The sequence below is a fragment of the Actinoplanes sichuanensis genome, from assembly GCF_033097365.1.
Lineage (GTDB): Bacteria > Actinomycetota > Actinomycetes > Mycobacteriales > Micromonosporaceae > Actinoplanes > Actinoplanes sichuanensis.
The window spans coordinates 459,331-479,920 of the sequence record NZ_AP028461.1; the positions used below are offsets into that span (position 1 = coordinate 459,331).

Genomic DNA, 20,590 nt, shown 5'->3' on the forward strand with positions numbered 1-20,590 from the left:
TCATACCCCCGGCGCATCATCGCGGTATGGGAGAACCAGCAACTCCGATTCGCCGCCGGATCGAGCTCACCGTCGCTGAGGCTCGCCTGCGTTTCCAACAACTGGTCCGGGTGACCGGGCTGACCGGCCAGATCACCGTCGTGGTCGACGGTGGCCGACCGATCGCCGCGATCGTCCCGGTCTCCGAGGCCCTCGGCACCGGCCCGGCCCCACCGTCCACCCCGGTCTCCGCCGTCGCGCCCCCACCTCCGTCCGCCGCGTCCGCGTCCCGCTCGGCCTCCGCGCCGCCCGCCTCCGGGGCTCCTGCCATGTCTGCGCCGCCGTCCCGTTCCGCTTCCCCTTCCTCCTCGCCTCCCGGCTCCCTTCCCTCCACGTCTCCTGCCTCGCCCCCCTCCACTTCGGCTTCCGGGGCCCCTTCCTCTTCCGAGCCCTCGTCGTCTCCTTCGGCTCCGTCGGCCGTCAATGCCGCGGGCTGGATGCGGCGGATCGAGAAGGTTCGGGAGGACGTCCGCCGTCAGCACGCTCAGCGGATCGGCGATTTGTCCCAAGCCTTGGACGAGGCCTGGCGTCTGCTCGACGACCTCCGGCCGGCCGGCACCGACCGATCCGTCGACACCCTGCGTGCCGCCCACACCGACCTGCGAAAAGCCGGCTGATCAATCACGACTTGACCGATAGGAGCGGGGCTAAGATCGGACGATGGCTCGACCGCTCGACCTCTTCGTCCCGGGAGTCGTCTATCTCGACGTGATCTTCACCGGCCTCCGAGAGCTGCCCGCCCCCGGCGAGGAGGTGTGGGCGAGCGGCATGGGTTCGTGCCCCGGCGGGGTGGCCAACCTCGCGGTCGCCGCGAGCCGGCTCGGCCTGCACACCGGCCTGGGCACAGCGCTCAGTTCGGACGCCTACGGCGAGTTCTGCCATCGGGTGCTCAGCTGGCAGGAGGGTATCGACCTGTCCGCGTCCCGCAGGGTCGACGACTGGCACTCCCCGGTGACGGTCTCGCTGGCCTACGACCGCGACCGCAGCATGATCACCCACGGCCATCCGCTCCCGACCGACGAGGACGGCCTGGTCAACGGCCTACCGGCGGCCCGCAGCGCGGCGGTCAGCCTGTCACCGGAGGGCACCGGCTGGATGCGGCGGGCCCGAGCCGCGGGCACGATGGTGTTCGCCGATGTCGGGTGGGACGAGACCGAGCAGTGGTCGTGCGACGTGCTGGGCGATCTGTCCGACTGCCACGCCTTCCTGCCGAACCAGGTGGAGGCGATGCGCTACACCCGCACCGACGACCCACGGCAGGCGTTGGAGAAACTGTCCGGCCTGGTTCCGGTGGTGGTGGTCACGTGCGGTGCCGACGGGGCGATGGCGGTCGACGGCACCACGGGTGAGGTGGCGACGGTCCCGGGCGTACCGGTGGAGGCCCTCGACCCGACCGGCGCGGGGGACGTCTTCACCGCCGGTTTCATCACCGGCACCCTGGGTGGCTGGCCCCTCGCCGACCGGGTCGCCTTCGCCACGCTGGTCGGCGCGCTCTCGGTCCAGCATTTCGGCGGTTCCCTGTCGGCCCCCGGCTGGGGTGACATCGCCGACTGGTGGCAGGCGACCCGCCGGACCACCACCGACCGCGAACTGGTGACCCGCTTCGGTTTCCTCGACGACGTGATCCCACCGGGCAGCCGAGCCGCTGTCCACCGGGCGACCGCCACCATCGCCCGCCTGTCCGACGCCCAGCCCGACCAGTAGTCCGGCGTTCGACCGTCCACCGGAAATCGTCATACCCGCCTGGCAGGGTGAGGGCCGAGCGACGGTGAAGGAGATGATCGTGAAATACGGCTACTTCGGTTCGATGAAGGCGAAGTCCGGCCACCGCGACCAGGTGATCAAGATCCTTTTGCGTGCGGCCGAGGGCGTCCGGGCCGCCGGCTGCCATCTGTATGTGGTCGGCGTGGCCGATGACGACGATCAGACGATCCTGGTCAACGAGGTGTGGGACAGCAAGGAGCAGCACGACGCCTCCCTGCGGCTTCCGGAGACGCGGGCCGCCATCGCCGAGGCCATGCCGATGCTGACCGGCGAGTTCGACAGTCGCGAGTTCACCGTCCTCGGCGGCCTGGGCCTCCCACCGGAGTAGGTCGCGCGCTCGGCTGCCCGGCCGCGGTGAGCGGCCGGGCAGGTTGCGGAACCAGCGGGGCCCGAGGCCCCGGGCGTGACGTCAGACGGTGGCCTCGGCCGGGTGCCGCGGCGGGATCGTGTGGTCGATGGCGCGCGTCGGCTTGCGGTTCGGCAGGGCCAGGCGGAAGACCTTGGCCCACGCCGAGGCCACCTGCACGACGAACGGCCCGGTCACGTACTTCAGCTCGTACTTCTCGAAGAGGGCCCGCACCTTCGGCGCGATCTCCGCGTAGCGGCTGGCCGGCAGGTCCGGGAAGAGGTGGTGTTCGATCTGGTGCGACAGGTTGCCGGTCATGATGTGCATGAGCTTGCTGCCGGAGATGTTCGCCGAGCCGAGCATCTGCCGCAGGTACCACTCGCCGCGGGTCTCGCCGGTGATCGAGGTCCGCTCGAAGGTCTCCACGCCCTTCGGGAAGTGGCCGCACATGATCACCGAGTGGCTCCACAGGTTGCGGACCACGTTGGCGACCGCGTTGGCGGCCATCGTGCCGAAGAACGCGCCGAACGGGTTGCCGAAGGCCAGGCCGACCGGCACGGACAGGGCCGGGTGAGCGACGTAGTCCTTGAGCACCTGGTTACGGATCTTGCGGCCGACCTGACGCAGCCGGGCCCGGAAATCCGGGTTGTTGCGGCGGCGCTTGCTGGCCAGGTTGCGGCCGAGCTCCAGGTCGTACGCGGCGATGCCGTACTCGAAGAGGCAGGCGTTGATGAAGTTGTAGAGCGGCTGGCCGAGGTGCGCGGGCGCCCACTTCTGCTGCTCGTCGACGCGCATGATGCCGTAACCGAGGTCGTTGTCCCGGCCGACCACGTTGGTGTACTTGTGGTGCAGCTCGTTGTGCGAGTGCTTCCACTGCTCGGCGGGCGCCGCGAAGTCCCACTCCCAGGTGGTCGAGTGGATCTTAGGGTCGCGCATGAAGTCGTACTGACCGTGCAGGATGTTGTGGCCGATCTCCATGTTCTCCAGGATCTTGGCGATGGAGAGTCCGATCGTGCCGAGGATCCAGGCCGGCGGCAGCACCGAGAAGAGCAGCACGGCCCGGCTGCCGACCTCGAGGCGTCGCTGGACGGCGATCATCCGGCGGATGTACTTCGCGTCCTTCTCGCCACGGACGGCGAGCACCTCGTCCCGGATGGCGTCGAGTTCGCGGCCGATCTGCTCGATGTCCTCGGGGGACAGGTGGGCGATCGGGTTGACTTCCTTGCGCTGCAGCGTCGTCACGGAACTTCCTCGTTCTTTCGTGGGAGCCGGCCCGCCGGGGGAGCGGCTCTCGGGTGGGGCTCCGAGGGTTGCGGCCTCGGAGAGAGTGCGGTCAGCGGGTCAGGCGTCGAGCCGGCACGGGCCGGCCGCGGCCGAGATGCAGGTCTGGATCAGGGGCTTGTCGCCGTCCACCTCGGACGCGGTGGTGATGGTGCCGTCCCGCAGGTCACGGACGATGCCCTCGCGCATCGGGAGCACGCACTTGTAGCAGATGCCCATCCGGCAGCCGGATTTCATCAGCTGTCCGGCGGCCTCACCGGCGTCGAGGATCGAGGTGCCGCCGGCGGACTCCACGACCAGGCCGGATTTCTCGAAGGTGACCGTGCCGCCGTCCCCGGCGACCAGCACGACGGTCCGGAACCGCTCGACGTGCAGCCGCTCGGTGGCGCCCGCGTCGGCCCAGTGCTCCTGGAGGTCGTCGAGGAGGTCGCCGGGGCCGCACGCCCAGGTCTCCCGCTCGAACAGGTCGGGCACCAGGTCGGCGAGCCCGGCCGGCTTGAGCCGCCCGTCCGTGCCGGTGTGCCGCTCGATCAGCCGGATCCGGCCCTGTGCGGCGAGTTCCCGCAGCTCGGCACCGAAGACGACGGCCTCGGCGGTCCGCGCCGAGTGGACCACGACGACGTCGCTGAGCTCGTGCAGGGCGCTGCGCAGCATCCCCATCACCGGGGTGATGCCGCTTCCGGCGGTCACGAAGAGCGTCTTCGCGGGCCGCTTCTCGGGCAGCTGGAAGTCACCGTCCGGCAGGTCCAGGTGGACCAGCATGCCCTTACGGGCGTTGTTCAGGAGGTACGAGCTGACGACACCGTTCTCGACAGCGTTGACCGTGATCGTGAACCGGCCGTCGGCGCGACCGGTCGCGCTGCTCACCGAATAGGCGCGCCACAGGCGTACCCCATCGACGTCCACGCCGACCCGAACATACTGTCCCGGCTTGTGGGGCTGCCAGCCGCGCCCCGGCCGCAGCACCAGGGTGACCGCCTTGGCGGTCTCGGAGCGCACCGCGTCGACCCGGGCACGCAGAACGGTCGGGTTGCGCAAGGGCGCGATCACGTCGAGGTAGTCGGCCGGCACCACCGGGGTGGTGATCAGCTCGACTACGCGCCACGCGCCGTCGCGCAACTTCTGGGTAACAGCCACCTGACCAAGCCTGCTGCCTGCGATATGCAAAGTCCTGACCAGGGGAAGTGAATCCGGAGCCGCATAATTGTTCGGTGGGGACAAGGATGCGGGTTCACGGCCTCCTACAGTCCGTACTTACGGGGCATCGTGAACAATCCTGGTTGATTGGACAGGGTATGTCGGGCGAAAAGGTGGGAGACCGCGTGAAACAGCCGTTACGTGACGTACGGTCCTATCGTCTCCCGACGGAGGTGATCGACCCGCTCCGGCACGGCCTGCCGAAGGTGTCCTCGCAGACCATCGCGGCGATCATCAGGGAGGTGCCGGCGTACGCCGAGCCGTTCTCCGGCGCGCTCGGGCACAAGATCGCACGTGCCGTGCGGGCCGCCCTCGGCACGTTCCTCAACCTGGTGTCCCGACCCGGCGCCGACCCGGGCACCCCGATGTCGTCGGCGATCGAGGCGGCGTACGCGCTGGGTCGTGGCGAGGCCCGCTCCGGCCGCAGCCTGGACGCGCTGCTCGCGGCCTACCGGGTGGGCGCCCGGGTGGCGTGGCGCGGGCTGGCCGCGATCAGCGTCGAGGCGGGGCAACCGGCCGCCACCATCGCCGACTTCGCCGAGCTGGTGTTCGCGTACATCGACGAGTTGTCGGCGGCGAGCGTGGCCGGGCACGCCGACGAGCTCGCCGCGTCCGGCCGGATCCGCCTGCGGCGGCTTCAGGAACTGGCCCAGGCGCTGGTCGCGGGGGAGCCCGCGCACGTCCTGCAAGGGCTGGCCGAGCAGGCCGAGTGGGCGCCGCCGCAGAGCCTCACCGCACTGCTGCTGCCGGAGCGCGCGGCACGATGGGTGATCGACCTGCTCGACCCGCGTACGTTGCAGCTCGCGGACGCCGTACCAGATCTGCCTGGTTTGACGGTCTTGTTGGTGCCGGATCCGCAGGGTTGCTCCCGCCCGACGCTGAACCGGCTGCTCACCGGCCACAACGTGGTGATCGGCCCGGCCCGGCCATGGACCGAGGCACGCAGCTCGCTGGATCGGGCGGTGCGGGTGTATCGGCTCGGCCCGCCGGACGGTGGCGCGGTGACCGACACCGAGGATCATCTCGCCGCGGTGGTGGTGACCGCCGACCCGAGCGCCCTGGCGGACCTGCGTGCGTGGGCGCTGACGCCACTCGCCGGGGAGCGCGGGGCCGCCGCCGCCAAGCTCATCGAGACGCTACGCAGCTGGCTGCTGCACCACGGCCGCCGCGAGGACGTCGCCGCCGAGCTGTTCGTGCACCCGCAGACGGTCCGCTACCGGATGGCGCGGCTGCGGGAGCTGTACGGAGAGCGGCTCCGCGACCCGCAATGGGTGCTCGCGCTGACCATCGCCCTGGCCATCCCGGAGACGTGACGGCGGACACATACCAAAGTCTCGGACCATCGACTTTCGGCAACTGGCCGGTCACCCGCCGCCGGGCATAGCGTCAGACCCATCAGCGGTACGGCGGAGCGGGGGCGTGGATGGGCGGCGAAACATCGGGCCGGGAGCCGACCGTGCTCGCGTTCTCCCCGGCCGGTCGGGTCCTCGTGCTGCTCGGTCCGGCGGCCGCCGGAGTGGTCGTGGCCGTGCTGGCTCCCATCCTCGCGCGCTGGCTGGTCGAGGTGCACTTCCCGGTCCTCGGCGTGGTCTGGCGGGTGGTCGGGTCCGTCGACACATGGTGGAAGGTCGCGGTCCAGGCCCTCATCCTGGCCGTGTTCGGCGCACTCGCCAGCGTGGAGATCATGCGCCGCAGCACCCGGGTGACGGTCGGCTCCGGCGGAGTGCGCCTGGAGACCGGCGACCGGGCGGTGTCCCTCACCCGCCCGCAGATCGACTTCGTCTTCATGGACGGCAGCTTCCTGGTGATCCTCGACCGCGAGTCCCGGCAGCTGTTCCACGGCGAGCCGCAGGCGGAGAGCGGCCCGCTGAAAAGGACCTTCACGGAGTATGGCTATCCCTGGCGTGAGGCTGACCCGTTCGCCGAGCTCTACCAGCAGTGGGTCCCCGGGACGGACCGGCTCCCGGTCGCCGTCGAGGCGGTCCTGTCCGCCCGTGCCGTCGCCCTGCGCAAGAAGGCCCCGCGCGAAACCGCCGAACTCCGCGATTCCCTGGAGAAACTCGGCTACGCCGTCCGTGACGACGGTGATCGGCAGCTCTGGCGCCCCCTGGTCCGCTCATGACCTCCCCGGACAACCGCGTCGTGACCGCGCCTTCTCCGTCCACGCCGAGGTCCGGGGCGGTGGCGCTGACGGACGCCGCGACCGTCTCGGGTGTCGCGCCCGAGGCCGATGGCACGAGTGTGCGGGAGCCGGCTGCGGTTCCGGCCGGGCGCCGAGGGCGGTTGAGCGGCGGGCGGGCCTGGGATGTGGCGGCGATCCTGGTCTCCTGGTTCGGCGGGCTGCTGCTGATCGGCGACGCCGCGACGGTTCGCGGGCTCTCCGACGACGCCGTCTTTCTGCACTTCGTGGCCGGGTGCGCCGTGTCACTGGCGCTGTGGTGGCGGCGCAGCCACCCGATGGGCGTGGCGATCTTCCTGCTGGCCGCCTCGGTCGTCACCGACGGTGCCGGGATAGCGGCGCTGATCGGGCTCTACACGGTGATCTCGCTACGGCGCGGCCGTCCGGTCGTCGTGCTCATCCTGTTCCAACTGGTCGGCGGGATCGCCTACTCACTCATCTATCCGGACCCGACGCTGTCACCCGCCGAGAGTTCGGTGGTGAGCTTCGTGCTGACCGTGGCGATCCTCGCCGCCACGGTGGCCCTCGGCGTCGCCGCGCGTTCCCGGCGAGAGCTGATCGAGTCGCTGCGGGAACGAGCCACCCGCGCCGAGGCGGAGGCGCACCTGCGTGCCGAGCAGCAACGCGCCCGGGAACGCGAGCGGATCGCTCGCGAGATGCACGACGCCCTCGCCCACCGGATCTCCATGGTCAGCCTGCACGCCGGTGCCCTTCAGATCCGCCCCGACCTCACTCCGGAAGAGGTCGCCAAGGCGGCCGCGACCATCCGGGACAGCGCCCACCACGCACTCGAGGACCTACGCGAGATCCTCGGCGTGCTACGCGCCGGACCGGCCGACGCCCGGCGCCCTCAGCCGGACGTGAGCCACCTCAGCGAGTTGCTCGCCGACGCCCGGGCGGCCGGCCTGACCGTGACCGCGGCCAACCGTCTGGACGGGTTGAGGCTCAGTGCCTCCCTGGGCCGCACGATCTACCGCCTGGTCCAGGAGGGTCTCACCAACGCCGGCAAACACGCCCCGGGCAGCCCGGTGACCCTCCTGCTCGACCAGACCCCCGGCGGCGATCTGCACGTCCACGTCTCCAATCCGCTGCCACCGGTAAACCGACCCTCGACCGTGGGCGGCCGCCCCGGCTCCCGCCCGAGCCGCATGCCCGACGCGAACGGCGGCGCCCCGCAGGTCGGCTGGTCTTCTGAGCCCAACGGTGATGTTCCGGTTGGTGGTGGCGGTCTGGGCACGGCCGTTCCCGGGGCCGGCAGCGGACTTCTGGGGCTGACCGAGCGGGTCGAGTTGCTGGGCGGGCGGATGCGGTATGGGGTGCGTGGCGACCCGCGGGCCGGACTCACCTTCGATCTGGAAGCCTGGGTGCCATGGCCGACTCCATCCGGGTCCTGATCGCCGACGACGACCCGCTGGTCCGGGTCGGGCTGTCACTGGTTCTGGGCGCCGCGCCGGAGATCGAGATCATCGGCGAGGCGGGTGACGGTGCCGAGGCGATCGACATGGCCCGCCGCCTGAAACCCGACGTGGTGCTGATGGACGTCCGGATGCCCCGGATGGACGGCCTGGCCGCCACCGAGGCCCTACGACGCGATGGCCGGGAACCGGCGATCATCGTGCTGACCACGTTCGACACCGACGAGTATCTGCTCGGCGCGCTACGACTGGGCGCCAACGGTTTCCTGCTCAAGGACATCGCCCCGACCGAAATCCTGAACGCGGTCCGTCGAGCCGCCACCGGCGAATCGATCCTGGCCCCGGCGGTGCTACCTCGCCTGATCGACTACGCGGTCGGCCGGGCCGTCACCGACCAGTCCGCCCCGGCCGGCGGTTCGCTCGCGGGGAGTTCTGGTGCGGGCGGCGGTTCGCTCGCGGCGAGCTCCGGTCGGTCCGCTGCGGTCAGCGGATCGCCCGCGGCTGGTGGGTCGCTTACCGGCGGTTCAGGTCGGTCTGGTGCGGCTGGCGGTTCGCTCGCGGCTGGTGGGTCGCTTGGGGGCGAATCTGGTGCGGCCGGCGGTTCGCTCGCGGCCGGCGGGTCGGCCGCGAGGAGTTCCGGCCGTTCGGCCGCAGCTGGTGGCTCGTCGTCGGTGGGCGGTGGGTGGTCTGCTTCGGTTGGTGGCCTGCCGGCGGCCGGCGTTGACGGGTCCGTGGTGGATGGCATCGACGGGCTCGCCGGCGATGTCGGTCGTTCCGGGCCGGCCGATGAGCCCGTCCCACATGGAGCCGGCCGGCCCGGTCTGGAAGCCTTCAGCGAGAGCGAGGACGGCCGGGGCGCCGGAGCCGGTGACAGCGCGAAGGGTCGGCGGTTTCGTCATGCGCAGTCGGACGAATCCGAGCGGCGTGCTCGTGCTGTGGCGACTCTGCGGCGGCTCTCCGCACGTGAGCGGATCGTCGCCGAGGCCGTAGCCACCGGGCGATCCAACGCGGAGATCGGTGCTGAACTGCACATGAGCGTTCCGACCGTGAAGGCCTACGTATCCCGGCTGCTGGACAAGCTGGGCTGTTCGAACCGGGTCCAGATCGCGATCCTCATCCACGAATCTCGCTGACACCCGCGCTGCTCCCGGAGCGGAACCGCGGGACGGATTCGGGGTTTCACCGGGCCTGCGGAGCCGGCCACGACCAGGGCGGACGGCCGTGGCGGAGGGAAAGGTGAATGGCCGGTCGGGGTGGATGGGGGTACTCAGCGACCGTTGTGAAAGTGACGAAAGTCGTGAGGGTCATTACATGGAGTGGCCTGTGGGCGTGCCGGAGGCTAGCGTGGGCCCTGTCGCAAATGCCCACCTAGTCAGTAGGCATTGCGACGCTCGTCACAACTGCTGACCAGGGTGTTTACGTGATTGAAATAAGCGGTCTTCGTAAGACGTACCGCTCTCGGAAAGGCTCCGTCGTCGCTGTCGACGGGGTGGATCTCCGCGTTGGTGAGGGTGAGGTCTTCGGGGTTCTCGGGCAGAGTGGCGCCGGCAAGAGCACGTTGCTGCGCTGCGTCAACATGCTGGAGCGGCCGGATTCCGGCACGGTTCGCGTGGGTGGCCTGGAGATGACGAGTCTGCGGCGTAAGCAGCTGCGGATCGCCCGGCACGGGATCGGGATGATCCATCAGCATTTCGCGCTGCTGTCGTCTCGTACCGTCGCCGGGAATGTGGCGTTCGCGCTGGAAGTCACCGGGGTGCCTCGGGCCGAGCGCAAGGCACGGGTCGCCGAGCTGCTGGAGCTGGTCGGGCTCGGTGGGCGCGCGGATGCGTACCCCGCTCAGTTGTCCGGTGGTCAGAAGCAGCGGGTGGGTATCGCCCGGGCGCTGGCCGCCCGTCCGCGGGTGTTGCTCTCCGATGAGGCGACCTCCGCGCTGGATCCGGAGACCACCGAGTCGATCCTGCGCCTGCTGCTCGATCTCAACCGGCGGCTCGGGCTCACCATCCTGCTGATCACGCACGAGATGAACGTGGTGAAGCGGATCTGCACCTCGGCCGCGGTGATGCGGGACGGGCGGTTCGTCGAGTCCGGCACGATCACCGACCTGCTGCGGACACCGGGCTCAGAGTTGGCCCGCGGCCTGTTCCCCCTCGACGGTTTCGCCGCGGTGAGTGGCGTTGACGGCCCCGCCGCTGTGAGCGGCGCTGACGGCCTCAGCGCGGTGAGCAGCGCTGCTGGTCCGGCTGCGGTCAGCGGCGGCGGTGGTCCGGCTGCGGTGAACGGCGTCGGCGGTCTCGCTGCGGTGAGTGGCGCTGCTGGTCCGGCTGCGGTGAGTGGCGTCGCTGGAGGTGCCGACGTGGGCGGTCGGACGATCGTCGACATCACGGTCAGCGGCCCCACGGCGGATGAACCGATCATCGCCGACCTGGCTCGGCGGTTCGGTTTGGACGTACGCATCCTCGGTGGGTCGGTGGAAACGCTCGCCGCGACGCGGGCCGGGCGATGGCGGATCGCCCTGCCGGGCGCCCCCGACGACAACCGCGCCGCCCTGGAGTACCTGCGCGAGCGTGGAGTCCTGTCATGACCTGGTCCGAGGTTTTCGAGCTGCTGACCGAGGGCGTGCAGGAGACGGCCTGGATGGTGGGCGTCTCCGCGCTGCTCACCGCGGTCGGCGGCCTGCTCGTCGGGGTGCTGCTGGTGCTCACCGACAAGGGCCGGCTGCGGCCGGTCAACATGGTGCTCGGCGCGATCGTGAACGTCGGCCGGTCGCTGCCGTTCATCATCCTGCTGGTGGCGGTGATCCCGTTCACCCGGGCGATCGTCGGGACCACGATCGGCACCGACGCGGCGATCGTGCCGTTGACCATCGGCGCGATCCCGTTCTTCGCCCGGATCGTCGAGTCGGCGCTGCGTGAGGTTCCGCCTGATGTGGTGGCCGCGGCGACCGCGATGGGGGCGACCCGCCGGCAGATCGTCGCCAAGGTGCTGTTGCGGGAGTCGCTGCCGAGCCTGGTCGCCGGTCTGACGATCACGGTGATCGCGCTGGTCGGCTATTCGGCGATGGCCGGTGTGGTCGGCGGTGGGGGCCTCGGTGACCTGGCGATCCGCTACGGCTATCAGCGGTTCGAGACCGAGGTCATGATCGCGACCGTGGTCGCATTGGTTCTTTTCGTTCAGCTCGTTCAGATGGTCGGCGACCTGCTCGTCCGTCGGTTGTCGCACCGCTGAACGGGGGCCGGTCGGAGACGGCTGTGCCCGAAAACCTGCAAAACCCATAGAAATGAAAGGTTCACAAGATGCGCCGCCGCTCACTCGCCGCCGTCCTCGCCGCCGTCACCCTCACCCTGGGCCTGTCGGCCTGCGGCTCGTCGGATGACAGCGAGTCGAAGTCGACCGACACCCTCAAGGTCGGCGTCAGCCCGGTCCCGCACGGCGAGATCCTGAAGTACGTCTCGGAGAATCTGGCCGCCGCCGAGGGCCTGAAGATCGAGATCGTCGAGTTCAACGACTACGTCCAGCCGAACGTCGCCCTCAGTGAGAAGCAGCTGGACGCCAACTACTTCCAGCACATCCCGTACCTGGACGAGGAGGTCGCGGCGAAGGGCTACAAGTTCACCGCGCTCAAGCCGGTGCACATCGAGCCGCTCGGCGTGTACTCCAAGACGGTCAAGACGATCGCCGAGGTCCCCGCCGGTGGTGTCGTCGGCATCCCGAACGACCCGTCGAACTCGGGCCGTGCCCTGAACCTGCTGGCCAAGAACGGCCTGATCACCCTCAAGGACGGGGTCGGCGTCAAGGCGACCGAGAAGGACATCACCGGGAACCCGAAGAACCTGCAGTTCAAGGCTCTGGAGGCGGCCCAGCTCCCGCGGAGCCTGGAGGACACCGCGATTTCGGTGATCAACGGCAACTACGCGATCGAGACCGGCCTCAAGCCGGCCACCGACTCGCTCGCGCTGGAGACCGGTGCCGACAACCCGTACGCGAACCTGGTCGTCGTCCGCACCGGCGACGAGTCCGACGCCCGCGTGGTGAAGCTGGAGAAGCTGCTGCACTCGGCCGAGGTGAAGAAGTTCATCGAGGATAAGTACCAGGGTTCGGTCCTGGCGGCGTTCTGACGTGTCGAAGGGGAGCCGCACGGCTCCCCTTCGACAGTGGAGCCGTGCGGCCCCCTTGGACAGTGGGCTCAGCAGGCGCCCTGGTCGGCCCAGACGTCGGCGACACCGGGCGTCTCGCCCTGCGTCCACCACTTGGCCCGCCAGGTGCGGCTGTTGTGCGACGCCAGGTTGCCCCCGACGTAGACCGCGCTGCTGCTCCAGGCCGGGGCCGTGCACGAGCCGGACGGCGGGGGAGTGGTGGGGCCGCCACCGGTGCCGCCGATGTTGACGTCGATGCAGGAGTAGAACGCGTTCGTCGTGTCGGAGATGGTCCAGACGGCGAGGACCTTCTGCCGGCCGGAGAACCCGCCCAGGTTGACCGTGTGTGACAGCGTCGCCGGCGGTTGCTGGCCGTTGCCCGCGAAGTAGCCGACCCGCGTGCCGCCGATGAAGTACTCCCAGCTGGCGGTCGCGTGCCGGGCCGTGTTGATCCACGTGAACGTCTGCGTGGTACCGACGTTGGTGGCCGGCCAGCCCTTGCTGTCGTCGTTGAGCTCGGCGAACACCGAGTTGTTGCCGTGGCAGTTCCGCAGGCCCTTGGGGCCTTCGACACTCTGCGGCTCGTACTTGATCTGGCCGCACGCGACCCGGCCCTGGGCGCAGAGTGCCTGTCGGCTGGGCGGTGACGAGACGTAGCCGTGAGCCGAGGCCGGCGACACGACCAGGAGCGATCCGGCGGCGCCCAGCAGGGCTACCGCGAGGAGGGTGATGAGTCGGCGCATGTCACTCCCCAAAGATGAACGTCTATCAATGGATGTGACAAAAATATAAAGCAAGGTTTCCTAATAGAAAAGCGCTCTCTTCCGGAACTCGCGCTGACCAGCGATGATCGATCCATGGCAGATGATAAGAAGGCCGAAGCGGCCACACAGGCCGACAGATTCGGCGCGCTGCTGGGCCGCGTCCGCCCCGAGGATTACGTCGAGACCGTCGAGACCCGCCGCCACGACGGGGTCACGGCTCTCGATCCCGAGCAGGAGAAATGGAACAAAGCGGGAGGGTGAGCGCGCCCCCCGTCACATCGGACGGAGGGCGCGCGGGGAGTGGCCGGATCAGGCCAGAACCGAGCTGACGGTCTCGGTGGGGAGCCCGAGGGCGGATCCGACCAGTTCGTTGGTGAGGACGCCGGCGTGCACGTTCAGCCCGAGGGCCAGCGCCGGGTCGGCCCGCAGTGCCTCGCGCCAGCCCAGGTCGGCCAGCCGCAGCACGTACGGGAGGGTCGCGTTGGTCAGCGCGTACGTCGAGGTGTTCGGTACCGCGCCGGGCATGTTGGCCACGCAGTAGAAGACCGACTCGTGCACCCGGTAGACCGGGTCCTGGTGGGTGGTGGCCCGCGAGTCCTCGAAGCAGCCGCCCTGGTCGATCGCGATGTCGACCAGCACCGAGCCCGGCTTCATCCGCTTGACCAGGTCGTTGCCGACCAGGGTGGGGGCCTTCGCGCCGGGCACCAGCACGGCGCCGATCACCATGTCGGCGGCGAGCACCGACTGCTCGATCGTGTACGAGTTCGACACCAGCGTCTTGACCCGCCCGCCGAACTGGGCGTCGATCTGCCGTAGCCGCGGGAGGCTCAGGTCGAGGATGGTGACGTCGGCGCCGAGGCCGAGCGCGATGGTCGCCGCGTTCACCCCGGAGACGCCGCCGCCGATCACCGTCACGTTGGCCGGGGCGACACCCGGGACCCCACCCGGCAGCACGCCGCGGCCGCCGCTGTTGCGCATCAGGCTGTACGCGCCGACCTGCGGGGCGAGCCGGCCGGCCACCTCGGACATCGGGGCGAGCAGCGGCAGTGACCCGTCGGCGAGCTGCACCGTCTCGTAGGCGATCGCCGTCGTCCCGCTGTTGAGCAGCGCCTTCGTCCCCTCGGCGTCGGCCGCGAGGTGCAGGTAGGTGAAGAGCACCTGCCCGGCGCGCAGCCGGTGGTACTCGGACGCGATCGGCTCCTTGACCTTGAGGATCATGTCGGCCGAGCCCCACACCGCGTCGGCGTCCGGAAGGATGGTCGCACCGGCGGCCACGTAGTCCTCGTCGGTGATGGCGGATCCCACTCCGGCGCCGGCCTGCACCGACACCGTGTGCCCGTGTCGTACCGCCTCGACCACTCCGGCCGGGGTGATCGCCACCCGGTACTCGTGGTTCTTGACCTCTGCCGGCACGCCGATGTGCATGGGACTTTCCTTCCGTCACCAAGTGATGGCGATAGGGTGGAACGATGTGCAGCAGACCGGCAAGTCGAGCGAAGAAGATTCTGTCTGTAACGGGTGGGGTGCAGATTCTTCGCGGCGGTGGCCGGAAATGACCGAGCTGCCGAAGGATGTTCGAGGCCTCGACAACATCGATCTGGAGCTGCTGAGCCTCCTGCAGGCCGACGGCCGGATGCCCAACAACGCCCTCGCCGACCGGGTCGGCATCGCCCCGTCGACGTGCCTCACCCGCATCCGGCGGCTGCGCGAGCTGGGCGCCGTCCGGGGCTTCCACGCCGACGTGGACCCGGCCTGGATCGGCCGGCCGATCCAGGCGATGATCGCGGTCCGGGTCCGCTCGGACGCCCGTGAGGCGATCGGCCGCTTCGCCGAGTCGCTGGCCGGTATCCCGGCCGTCCGCGACGTCTACTTCGTCTCCGGCTCCTACGACTTCCTGCTGCACGTGGCCTGCGCCGACGTCGACGACCTGCGAGCCGTGATCACCGAACGCCTGAGCGGCACCCGCCTGATCGCCGGCACCGAAACCTACCTGATCTTCGAACATCGCCGAGGCGGCGCCGCCTGAGCCTCGATCTCCCCGCGATCGACCGCCGGCCCGCCGCCGATCGATCGGCGAGGGTCAACCCGGTTTGCCAAGATCATTTATGATCGGCCCGGCTCCGGTACGGGGTACGGCGACGGGGAGGGCGCGATGCGGTCGGGAGAGCTTCCGGCGTGGACCGGGCGAGTGGCGAAGACGTCCGCGCTGACCGCCGTGCTGTCGGTGCTGCTGGCCTGTCTCGGGTTCCGCAGCGCGGCGCTGGAGTGGCATCCGTTCGGCGGCTCGGCCACCGCCGAGGAACAGGACGTGGGCACCCTCCCGGCCCGGATCGGGGCGCCCTCGCCGTGGACCGCCGACGCCGCCGAGGCACCGATCGGCTCGGCCTCGGTCCTCTACACCTCGAACACCTGGTTCACGGACGGGTCGAGCTGGCTGTCCGGCCTGGTCGCGCGCAGTGACGACACCTACCGGGTGGCCGAGTGGGGCGGCACGGCCGGCATGGCGTCCGTGCTGTCCCCGGACGGGACCCGGCTGGCCTCCCAGAACGGCATCGCCGACCTGGCCACCGGGCGGAACACCGGCTGGGGCGACCGGTGGGGCGAGGCGGCGGTCGAACCGCAGGCCTGGTCACCCGACGGCGGCACCATCGCGCTGCTGGTCGGCGACTGGCTGGACCCGGGCGTCAACAACGACACGTCCCGCCTCTACCTCTTCGACGTGGCCACCGGCACCCCGCAGGAGATCGCCGAACTGGGCCGGGTCGGCGCGCTGAGCGGCTGGACCGCGGCGTTCTCCCCGGACGGCGCGCGGCTCGCCTACCAGAACGGCGACAGACTGAGCATCCTCACCCGGGCCGACGGCACCACCGCCGACGTGCCGCTCCCGGCCGGTGCGCGGCTGGCCGGCAAGGGTGCCTGGTCCCGCGACGGCCGGAACCTGCTGGTGGTGTCGGGCGCCGGATGCGACTGCGGCGAGCACCGGATCCGCTGGACGGTCAGCACCATCTCGGCCTCGGACGGCACGGCGGCGGGTGTCCCGTACACCCGGGACGGGGTTTATGCCCTTCGGGTCGTCGGCTGGTGGCCGTCGGGTCAGCCGGTGGCCGTGGAGTACACCCCGATCGAGGGCATCACCGCGAACACCCTCGACAAGGCGGGTACGCAGTACGACCTGACCAGCTCGGACGGTATCGAGTCGGCCCGGCTGATCAACCTGGGCACCGGCACGACCCTGATGGACGGCGACACCCTGGGGTTGGCCGGGGACGTCGAGTCGATCGACGTGGCCGACGCGGTGCTGGCCCGCGGCGACATCCGGCCGGGTTCGGCGCCGCTGTTCGACATCGAGGGGATCTTCCTCACCCTGGTCGGGATCCTCGCCCTGTCGTTGCTGGTACTGCTCTTCCTGGGCACGTGGCGGCTGGCCGCCGGGCTGATGCGGCGGCGCTGATGTGGCCGGACGGCGGGCAGCGGACACGAACCGTCCGCCGTAGCATCGCCCGGTGGCACTTCGACGGATCGCTCTGACCCTGCTCGTCGCCGGCAGCCTGGCCGCCTGCCAGTCCGGCGAGACGCCGGCGGCCGATACGGTCGCCGCGACGCCCGCGCCGGTGACCGAGAGCGGTGTGGCGGCGGCGCCGGCCGTTTCGGCGAACGCACCGTCGGCGCCCGGGTCGCCGTCGGCCTCGGGTTCGCCGACCCCGTCGCCGTCGAAGGCGACGGTCAAGACCCTTCCGAAACCCGGCAACGCGTCCGGCACGGCAAGCGTCCCGGCGGCGGCGAAGCCCGTCGACACGAGCGATCCGGATCGTACGATCGGCGACGGCACCCCCGCGAGCTGCACCTCCGCCGCGGTGGTGAAGGCGGTCGCGGCCGGCGGCGTCATCACCTTCGACTGTGGTCCGTCGCCGGTGACGATCACGATGACCGCGACCGCGAAGGTCCGTAACCCGGTGGCGAAGGTCGTCCTCGACGGCGGCGGCCGGGTGACCCTGAGCGGCGGCGGGAAGCGACGCATCCTCTACATGAACGTCTGTGACACCGCGCAGGGCGTGAGCCCGGCGAGCGGGCACTGCCACGACAAGGTGACCCCGCGGCTGACCGTGCAGAACATGGTGTTCGCGAAGGGCAACGCCACCGAACCGGACGACGAGGTGGGCGGCGGCGGTGCGATCTTCGTCAACGGCGGCGGCCTGCGGGTGATCAACTCACGGTTCACCGACAACCGCTGCGCCGGTACGGGCCCCGACATCGGTGGCGGCGCGATCCGGGTGCGGCTCCAGGGCGGAAACCAGCCGGTGTACGTGGTGGGCAGCACCTTCACCGGCGGCGTCTGTTCGAACGGTGGCGCGCTGAGCAGCATCCACGTCTCGTGGACGATCCTGAACAGTGTCTTCTCCGGCAACTCGGCGGTCGGCAACGGCGCGAACCCGGCCCGGGACGGTACCCCCGGCGGCGGCAGTGGTGGCGCGATCTACCAGGACGGCGACACCTACCAGCTGATCCTGAACGGGACCCGGGTGGAGAAGAACAAGGCCAACGAGGGTGGCGGCGCCATCTTCTTCGTCAGCAACGACCGGACCGGCACGCTGACCATCCGCAACTCGACGCTGCGCAACAACGTGAGCAAGCTCTTCGAGACCGACGGCCTGCCCGGCATCTTCTACCTGGGCAGCGGCGACCCGGTGACGACGGGCTCGAAGCTGAGCTGACGGTCAGCGGTAGCCGGAGGGGCAGTGCGGGGAGGCCGGCCGGCGTGGTGGCGGCGGTGGCCGTCGGGGCCGTGTCGGGCCGGGCCGGCTGAGGCGGAAGGCGGAGGTCGGGTGCACGCGTACCTCGGGGGCGGGAGTGTCGGGCCGATCGGCCCGTAGTGTTCGCGCCGGCCCCCGAGGTTGCTCCACTGTGACCGGTGTCACGCCGACGGGTGGTGACCGCCGCGGATCGACGACGGCGGGGCCAGCCGGTCGCTGATCACATGCGCCGCGAACAGGTGGAAGCCGATCACCAGCGGGATCGTCGCCGGCACCGACAGGGCCAGGAAGAACGCGAGCACCCCGGCCAGGGCGGGCGCGATCGCCGACCACGGGCGGGCCGACATCCGGCTCCACGACCAGGACAGCGCCGCCCGCCACGGGGTCTCCGGGTCGCGGCCGACCGCCACCAGGGCGAGCGTGGCCACCCCGGCCAGCAGGCACGCCACCCCGCCGGTGATCAGCAGGACCGGTGTGCCGCCCGGCACCAGGCCACGGGCCAGCGCCATCAGGTCGATCAGCAGCAGTACGGCCACCACCACGAACGGGATGCCGGGCAGGATCGAGCGGCCGTACTGGCGCAGCAGCGGGCGGAACGCGGGCAGCCGGCCGTCGCGGTAACGGTGGTGCACGGCCGTGGACCCGGCGGCCAGCGCGGCGGTGAGAGTCAGCACCGGCAGGGCGGCGGCGGTCACCACGATCCCGATCAGGGCGAGGTCGGTGCCGAGGGCGAACCGTTCCCGCCAGTCGGGGCGCGGTTCCGGTTCGTCCTCGCTCGGCCAGTCCGGGGAACCGCCGTCCTTGCCGAAGGAGGGCGCGCCTCCGTCCGTACCGGATGAGGGTGTGGAAAGGGCGAGGGGCGGACCGCCCGCCGCCGAAGCGGCGAGCGGGCGGCTGAAGAAACGTGTCATCCCTTGAGGCCCGACGTGTTGATGCCCTCGACCAGCAGACGCTGGAAGGCCACGAAGAACAGGAAGACCGGGGCCAGCGACAGCACCGACATGGCGAACATCGGACCGACCGAGGACTGACCGCTGGAGTCGATGAACAGCGTCAGCGCCACCGGTGCGGTGTACTTCTCCAGGTCGGAGAGGTAGACCAGCTGGCGGAAGAAGTCGTTCCAGGTCCAGATGAACGAGAAGATCGCCGTCGACACCAGCGCCGGCCGCGACAGCGGCAGGATGACGTGCCGGAACACCCCGAACGGCGTGCAGCCGTCGATGATCGCGGCCTCGTCGAGTTCGCGGGGCACCCCACGCATGAACTGGACCATCAGGAAGACGAAGAACGCCTCGGTGGCCAGCAGCTGCGGGACGATCAGCGGAGCGTACGGCCAGTCGCCGCCCACCCAGCCGAACGTCTTGAACATCACGAACTGCGGGACGATCAGCACGTGCCCGGGCAGCAGCAGCGTCCCGATCATGATGGCGAACCAGAAGCCGCGCAGCTTGAACTTGAGTCGGGCGAACGCGTATGCCGCCAGCAGGCAGGAGACACAGTTGGCGACCACCGTCAGCCCCGCGACGAGCGCGCTGTTGACGAAGAACCGCCCGAAGCTGACGTCGAAGTTGTCCCAGCCCGCGCTGTAGTTGCCGGGTGTCCACACGTTCGGGAGGATCCCCATGTTGTTGAGGACCTCCTCCTGGCTCTTGAACGAGCTGCCGAGCATCCACACCAGCGGGTAGAGCACCACCGCCGAGAGCAGGACCAGCGTGAGAGGCCGGGCCAGGCGCTGGAGGGTCATCAGTCTTCTCCGTCCGAGTAGTGCACCCAGAACTTGCCGGTCCGGAAGACCACGGCGGTGACCAGGCCGATGAAGAGCAGGAACACCCAGGCCATCGCCGAGGCGTAGCCCATCTGGTATTCGTTCCAGCCCTTGATGTAGAGGTGCAGCGTGTACATGAGGGTCGAGTCGACCGGGCCGCCGGTGCCGTTGGACAGCACGAACGCCGAGGTGAAGCCCTGGAAGCCGTTGATCGTCTCGAGCACCAGGTTGAAGAAGATCACCGGCGACAGCATCGGCAGCGTGATGTTGAAGAACTTCCGCACCGCGCTCGCGCCGTCCACCGACGCCGCCTCGTACAGCTCGACCGGTACCTGCTTCAGACCGGCCAGGAAGATCACCATCGGGGCGCCGAACTGCCACACGGCCAGCAGGATCAGCGTGCCGAGCGCGAAGTCGGGGTCGTTGACCCAGGCCTTTCCCTCGATGCCGAACCAGCTGAGGAACGAGTTGAACGCGCCGTCCCGGTTGAACATGTTGACCCAGACGATGGCCAGCGCCACGCTGCCGCCGAGCAGCGACGGCAGGTAGAACAGGCCACGGAACAGGCCGGCGCCCTTGAACGAGCGGTTCAGCAGGAGCGCCACCCCGAGTGCCGCGGCGAGCTTCAGCGGCGTGGCCACCAGGGCGAACACCAGGGTGGTACGGACCGCGTGCCAGAACGACGGGTCCTCGGTGAACATCGTGCGGTAGTTGTCCAGCCCCACCCACTTCATCGACTCCCAGTCGGAGAGGACGTCGTAGTTGGTGAAGCTGAGGTACAGCGACATCAGCATCGGGACGGCCGTGATGGTCAGCAGCCCGAGCAGCCAGGGGGAGAGGAAGAGGTAGCCGGCGACCCCGTCGGTCCGGTGCTTGGCGGGGCGGCCCCGCCGCTGAGCAGCGGCGGGGCCGGCCGGCGGCCGGGTCGATGAGGGCCGGGCCGTTGTTGTCGCCAT

At 70.1% G+C, this 20,590-nt stretch carries 20 protein-coding genes and 2 pseudogenes; 15 read left to right on the forward strand and 7 right to left on the reverse strand.

What is annotated here, in order from left to right; all coding sequences use genetic code 11:
• Positions 1-26: 26 nt before the first annotated feature.
• From Q0Z83_RS01915 to Q0Z83_RS01925, 3 genes are all read left to right on the forward strand, one after another.
• Positions 27-656: a hypothetical protein gene (locus Q0Z83_RS01915; RefSeq protein WP_317792023.1), complete on the forward strand. Its 630-nt coding sequence runs from the start codon at positions 27-29 to the stop codon at positions 654-656.
• 43 nt (positions 657-699) lie between these two features.
• Complete coding sequence (locus Q0Z83_RS01920; RefSeq protein WP_317792024.1) at positions 700-1,743, forward strand: carbohydrate kinase family protein; 1,044 nt, start codon at positions 700-702, stop codon at positions 1,741-1,743.
• 73 nt (positions 1,744-1,816) lie between these two features.
• Entirely contained in the window at positions 1,817-2,131 is a 315-nt protein-coding gene (locus Q0Z83_RS01925) for a putative quinol monooxygenase (protein WP_317792025.1), read from the forward strand.
• 81 nt (positions 2,132-2,212) lie between these two features.
• On the opposite strand, the gene Q0Z83_RS01930 is transcribed toward Q0Z83_RS01925, so the two are convergent.
• Positions 2,213-3,391, reverse strand: a complete 1,179-nt coding sequence (locus Q0Z83_RS01930; RefSeq protein ID WP_317792026.1) for a fatty acid desaturase family protein — start codon at positions 3,389-3,391, stop codon at positions 2,213-2,215.
• A 99-nt stretch (positions 3,392-3,490) separates the two neighbouring features.
• Positions 3,491-4,567 (reverse strand): ferredoxin reductase, encoded by a 1,077-nt coding sequence (locus tag Q0Z83_RS01935; RefSeq protein ID WP_317792027.1) that lies wholly within the window; start codon positions 4,565-4,567, stop codon positions 3,491-3,493.
• Between the two features lie 185 nt (positions 4,568-4,752).
• Here Q0Z83_RS01935 and Q0Z83_RS01940 point away from each other — a divergent pair, with 185 nt between their 5' ends.
• The 8 genes and pseudogenes from Q0Z83_RS01940 (at position 4,753) to Q0Z83_RS01975 (ending at position 12,336) form a co-directional block, all read left to right on the forward strand.
• Positions 4,753-5,940: a PucR family transcriptional regulator gene (locus Q0Z83_RS01940; RefSeq protein WP_317792028.1), complete on the forward strand. Its 1,188-nt coding sequence runs from the start codon at positions 4,753-4,755 to the stop codon at positions 5,938-5,940.
• Between the two features lie 110 nt (positions 5,941-6,050).
• Complete coding sequence (locus Q0Z83_RS01945) at positions 6,051-6,749, forward strand: YqeB family protein (protein ID WP_317792029.1); 699 nt, start codon at positions 6,051-6,053, stop codon at positions 6,747-6,749.
• Between the two features lie 59 nt (positions 6,750-6,808).
• Complete coding sequence (locus tag Q0Z83_RS01950; RefSeq protein ID WP_317792030.1) at positions 6,809-8,200, forward strand: sensor histidine kinase; 1,392 nt, start codon at positions 6,809-6,811, stop codon at positions 8,198-8,200.
• A pseudogene (locus Q0Z83_RS56055) lies at positions 8,176-8,646 on the forward strand (response regulator); the annotation flags it as partial. The gene Q0Z83_RS01950 and the pseudogene Q0Z83_RS56055, both read left to right, overlap by 25 nt.
• A 501-nt stretch (positions 8,647-9,147) precedes the next feature.
• Positions 9,148-9,354, forward strand: a pseudogene (locus Q0Z83_RS56060) (response regulator transcription factor); the annotation flags it as partial.
• A gap of 356 nt (positions 9,355-9,710) precedes the next feature.
• Positions 9,711-10,802, forward strand: a complete 1,092-nt coding sequence (locus Q0Z83_RS01965) for a methionine ABC transporter ATP-binding protein (protein WP_317792031.1) — start codon at positions 9,711-9,713, stop codon at positions 10,800-10,802.
• The gene (locus Q0Z83_RS01970) at positions 10,799-11,446 is read left to right on the forward strand and encodes a methionine ABC transporter permease (protein ID WP_317792032.1); all 648 of its coding nucleotides are present in this window, start codon (positions 10,799-10,801) and stop codon (positions 11,444-11,446) included. Before Q0Z83_RS01965 ends, Q0Z83_RS01970 begins: the two co-directional genes overlap by 4 nt.
• Positions 11,447-11,514: 68 nt before the next feature.
• The gene (locus Q0Z83_RS01975; RefSeq protein ID WP_317792033.1) at positions 11,515-12,336 is read left to right on the forward strand and encodes a MetQ/NlpA family ABC transporter substrate-binding protein; all 822 of its coding nucleotides are present in this window, start codon (positions 11,515-11,517) and stop codon (positions 12,334-12,336) included.
• A gap of 68 nt (positions 12,337-12,404) precedes the next feature.
• On the opposite strand, the gene Q0Z83_RS01980 is transcribed toward Q0Z83_RS01975, so the two are convergent.
• Positions 12,405-13,097 carry a lytic polysaccharide monooxygenase gene (locus Q0Z83_RS01980; RefSeq protein ID WP_317792034.1) on the reverse strand — a complete coding sequence of 231 codons (693 nt, stop codon included), beginning with the start codon at positions 13,095-13,097 and terminating at the stop codon, positions 12,405-12,407.
• 114 nt (positions 13,098-13,211) lie between these two features.
• Between Q0Z83_RS01980 and Q0Z83_RS01985 the strand changes: the two genes are divergently transcribed.
• The gene (locus tag Q0Z83_RS01985) at positions 13,212-13,379 is read left to right on the forward strand and encodes a hypothetical protein (RefSeq protein WP_317792035.1); all 168 of its coding nucleotides are present in this window, start codon (positions 13,212-13,214) and stop codon (positions 13,377-13,379) included.
• A 48-nt stretch (positions 13,380-13,427) separates the two neighbouring features.
• Here the strand turns inward: Q0Z83_RS01985 and ald are convergent, their stop codons facing one another.
• Positions 13,428-14,543, reverse strand: coding sequence for an alanine dehydrogenase (gene ald, locus Q0Z83_RS01990; protein WP_317792036.1), 1,116 nt, complete (start codon positions 14,541-14,543; stop codon positions 13,428-13,430).
• Positions 14,544-14,670: 127 nt separating this feature from the next.
• Between ald and Q0Z83_RS01995 the strand changes: the two genes are divergently transcribed.
• The 3 genes from Q0Z83_RS01995 to Q0Z83_RS02005 all read left to right on the forward strand — a co-directional run bounded on the left by Q0Z83_RS01995 (position 14,671) and on the right by Q0Z83_RS02005 (position 17,830).
• Entirely contained in the window at positions 14,671-15,144 is a 474-nt protein-coding gene (locus Q0Z83_RS01995; protein ID WP_317792037.1) for an Lrp/AsnC family transcriptional regulator, read from the forward strand.
• 126 nt (positions 15,145-15,270) lie between these two features.
• The gene (locus Q0Z83_RS02000) at positions 15,271-16,569 is read left to right on the forward strand and encodes a hypothetical protein (RefSeq protein WP_317792038.1); all 1,299 of its coding nucleotides are present in this window, start codon (positions 15,271-15,273) and stop codon (positions 16,567-16,569) included.
• A gap of 52 nt (positions 16,570-16,621) precedes the next feature.
• Positions 16,622-17,830, forward strand: coding sequence for a hypothetical protein (locus tag Q0Z83_RS02005; protein ID WP_317792039.1), 1,209 nt, complete (start codon positions 16,622-16,624; stop codon positions 17,828-17,830).
• Positions 17,831-18,030: 200 nt separating this feature from the next.
• Here Q0Z83_RS02005 and Q0Z83_RS02010 read toward each other — a convergent pair whose 3' ends face one another.
• Genes Q0Z83_RS02010 through Q0Z83_RS02020 form a run of 3 tightly spaced genes read right to left on the reverse strand, consistent with a single transcriptional unit; the run spans position 18,031 to position 20,590 of the window.
• A complete protein-coding gene (locus Q0Z83_RS02010) occupies positions 18,031-18,780 on the reverse strand; it encodes a hypothetical protein (RefSeq protein ID WP_317792040.1) in 750 nt (249 codons plus the stop codon).
• On the reverse strand, positions 18,777-19,613 hold the full coding sequence (locus Q0Z83_RS02015) for a carbohydrate ABC transporter permease (protein ID WP_317792041.1): 837 nt from the start codon (positions 19,611-19,613) through the stop codon (positions 18,777-18,779). The genes Q0Z83_RS02010 and Q0Z83_RS02015 overlap by 4 nt, the downstream gene beginning before the upstream one ends.
• Positions 19,613-20,590 (reverse strand): carbohydrate ABC transporter permease, encoded by a 978-nt coding sequence (locus Q0Z83_RS02020; protein ID WP_317792042.1) that lies wholly within the window; start codon positions 20,588-20,590, stop codon positions 19,613-19,615. Before Q0Z83_RS02020 ends, Q0Z83_RS02015 begins: the two co-directional genes overlap by 1 nt.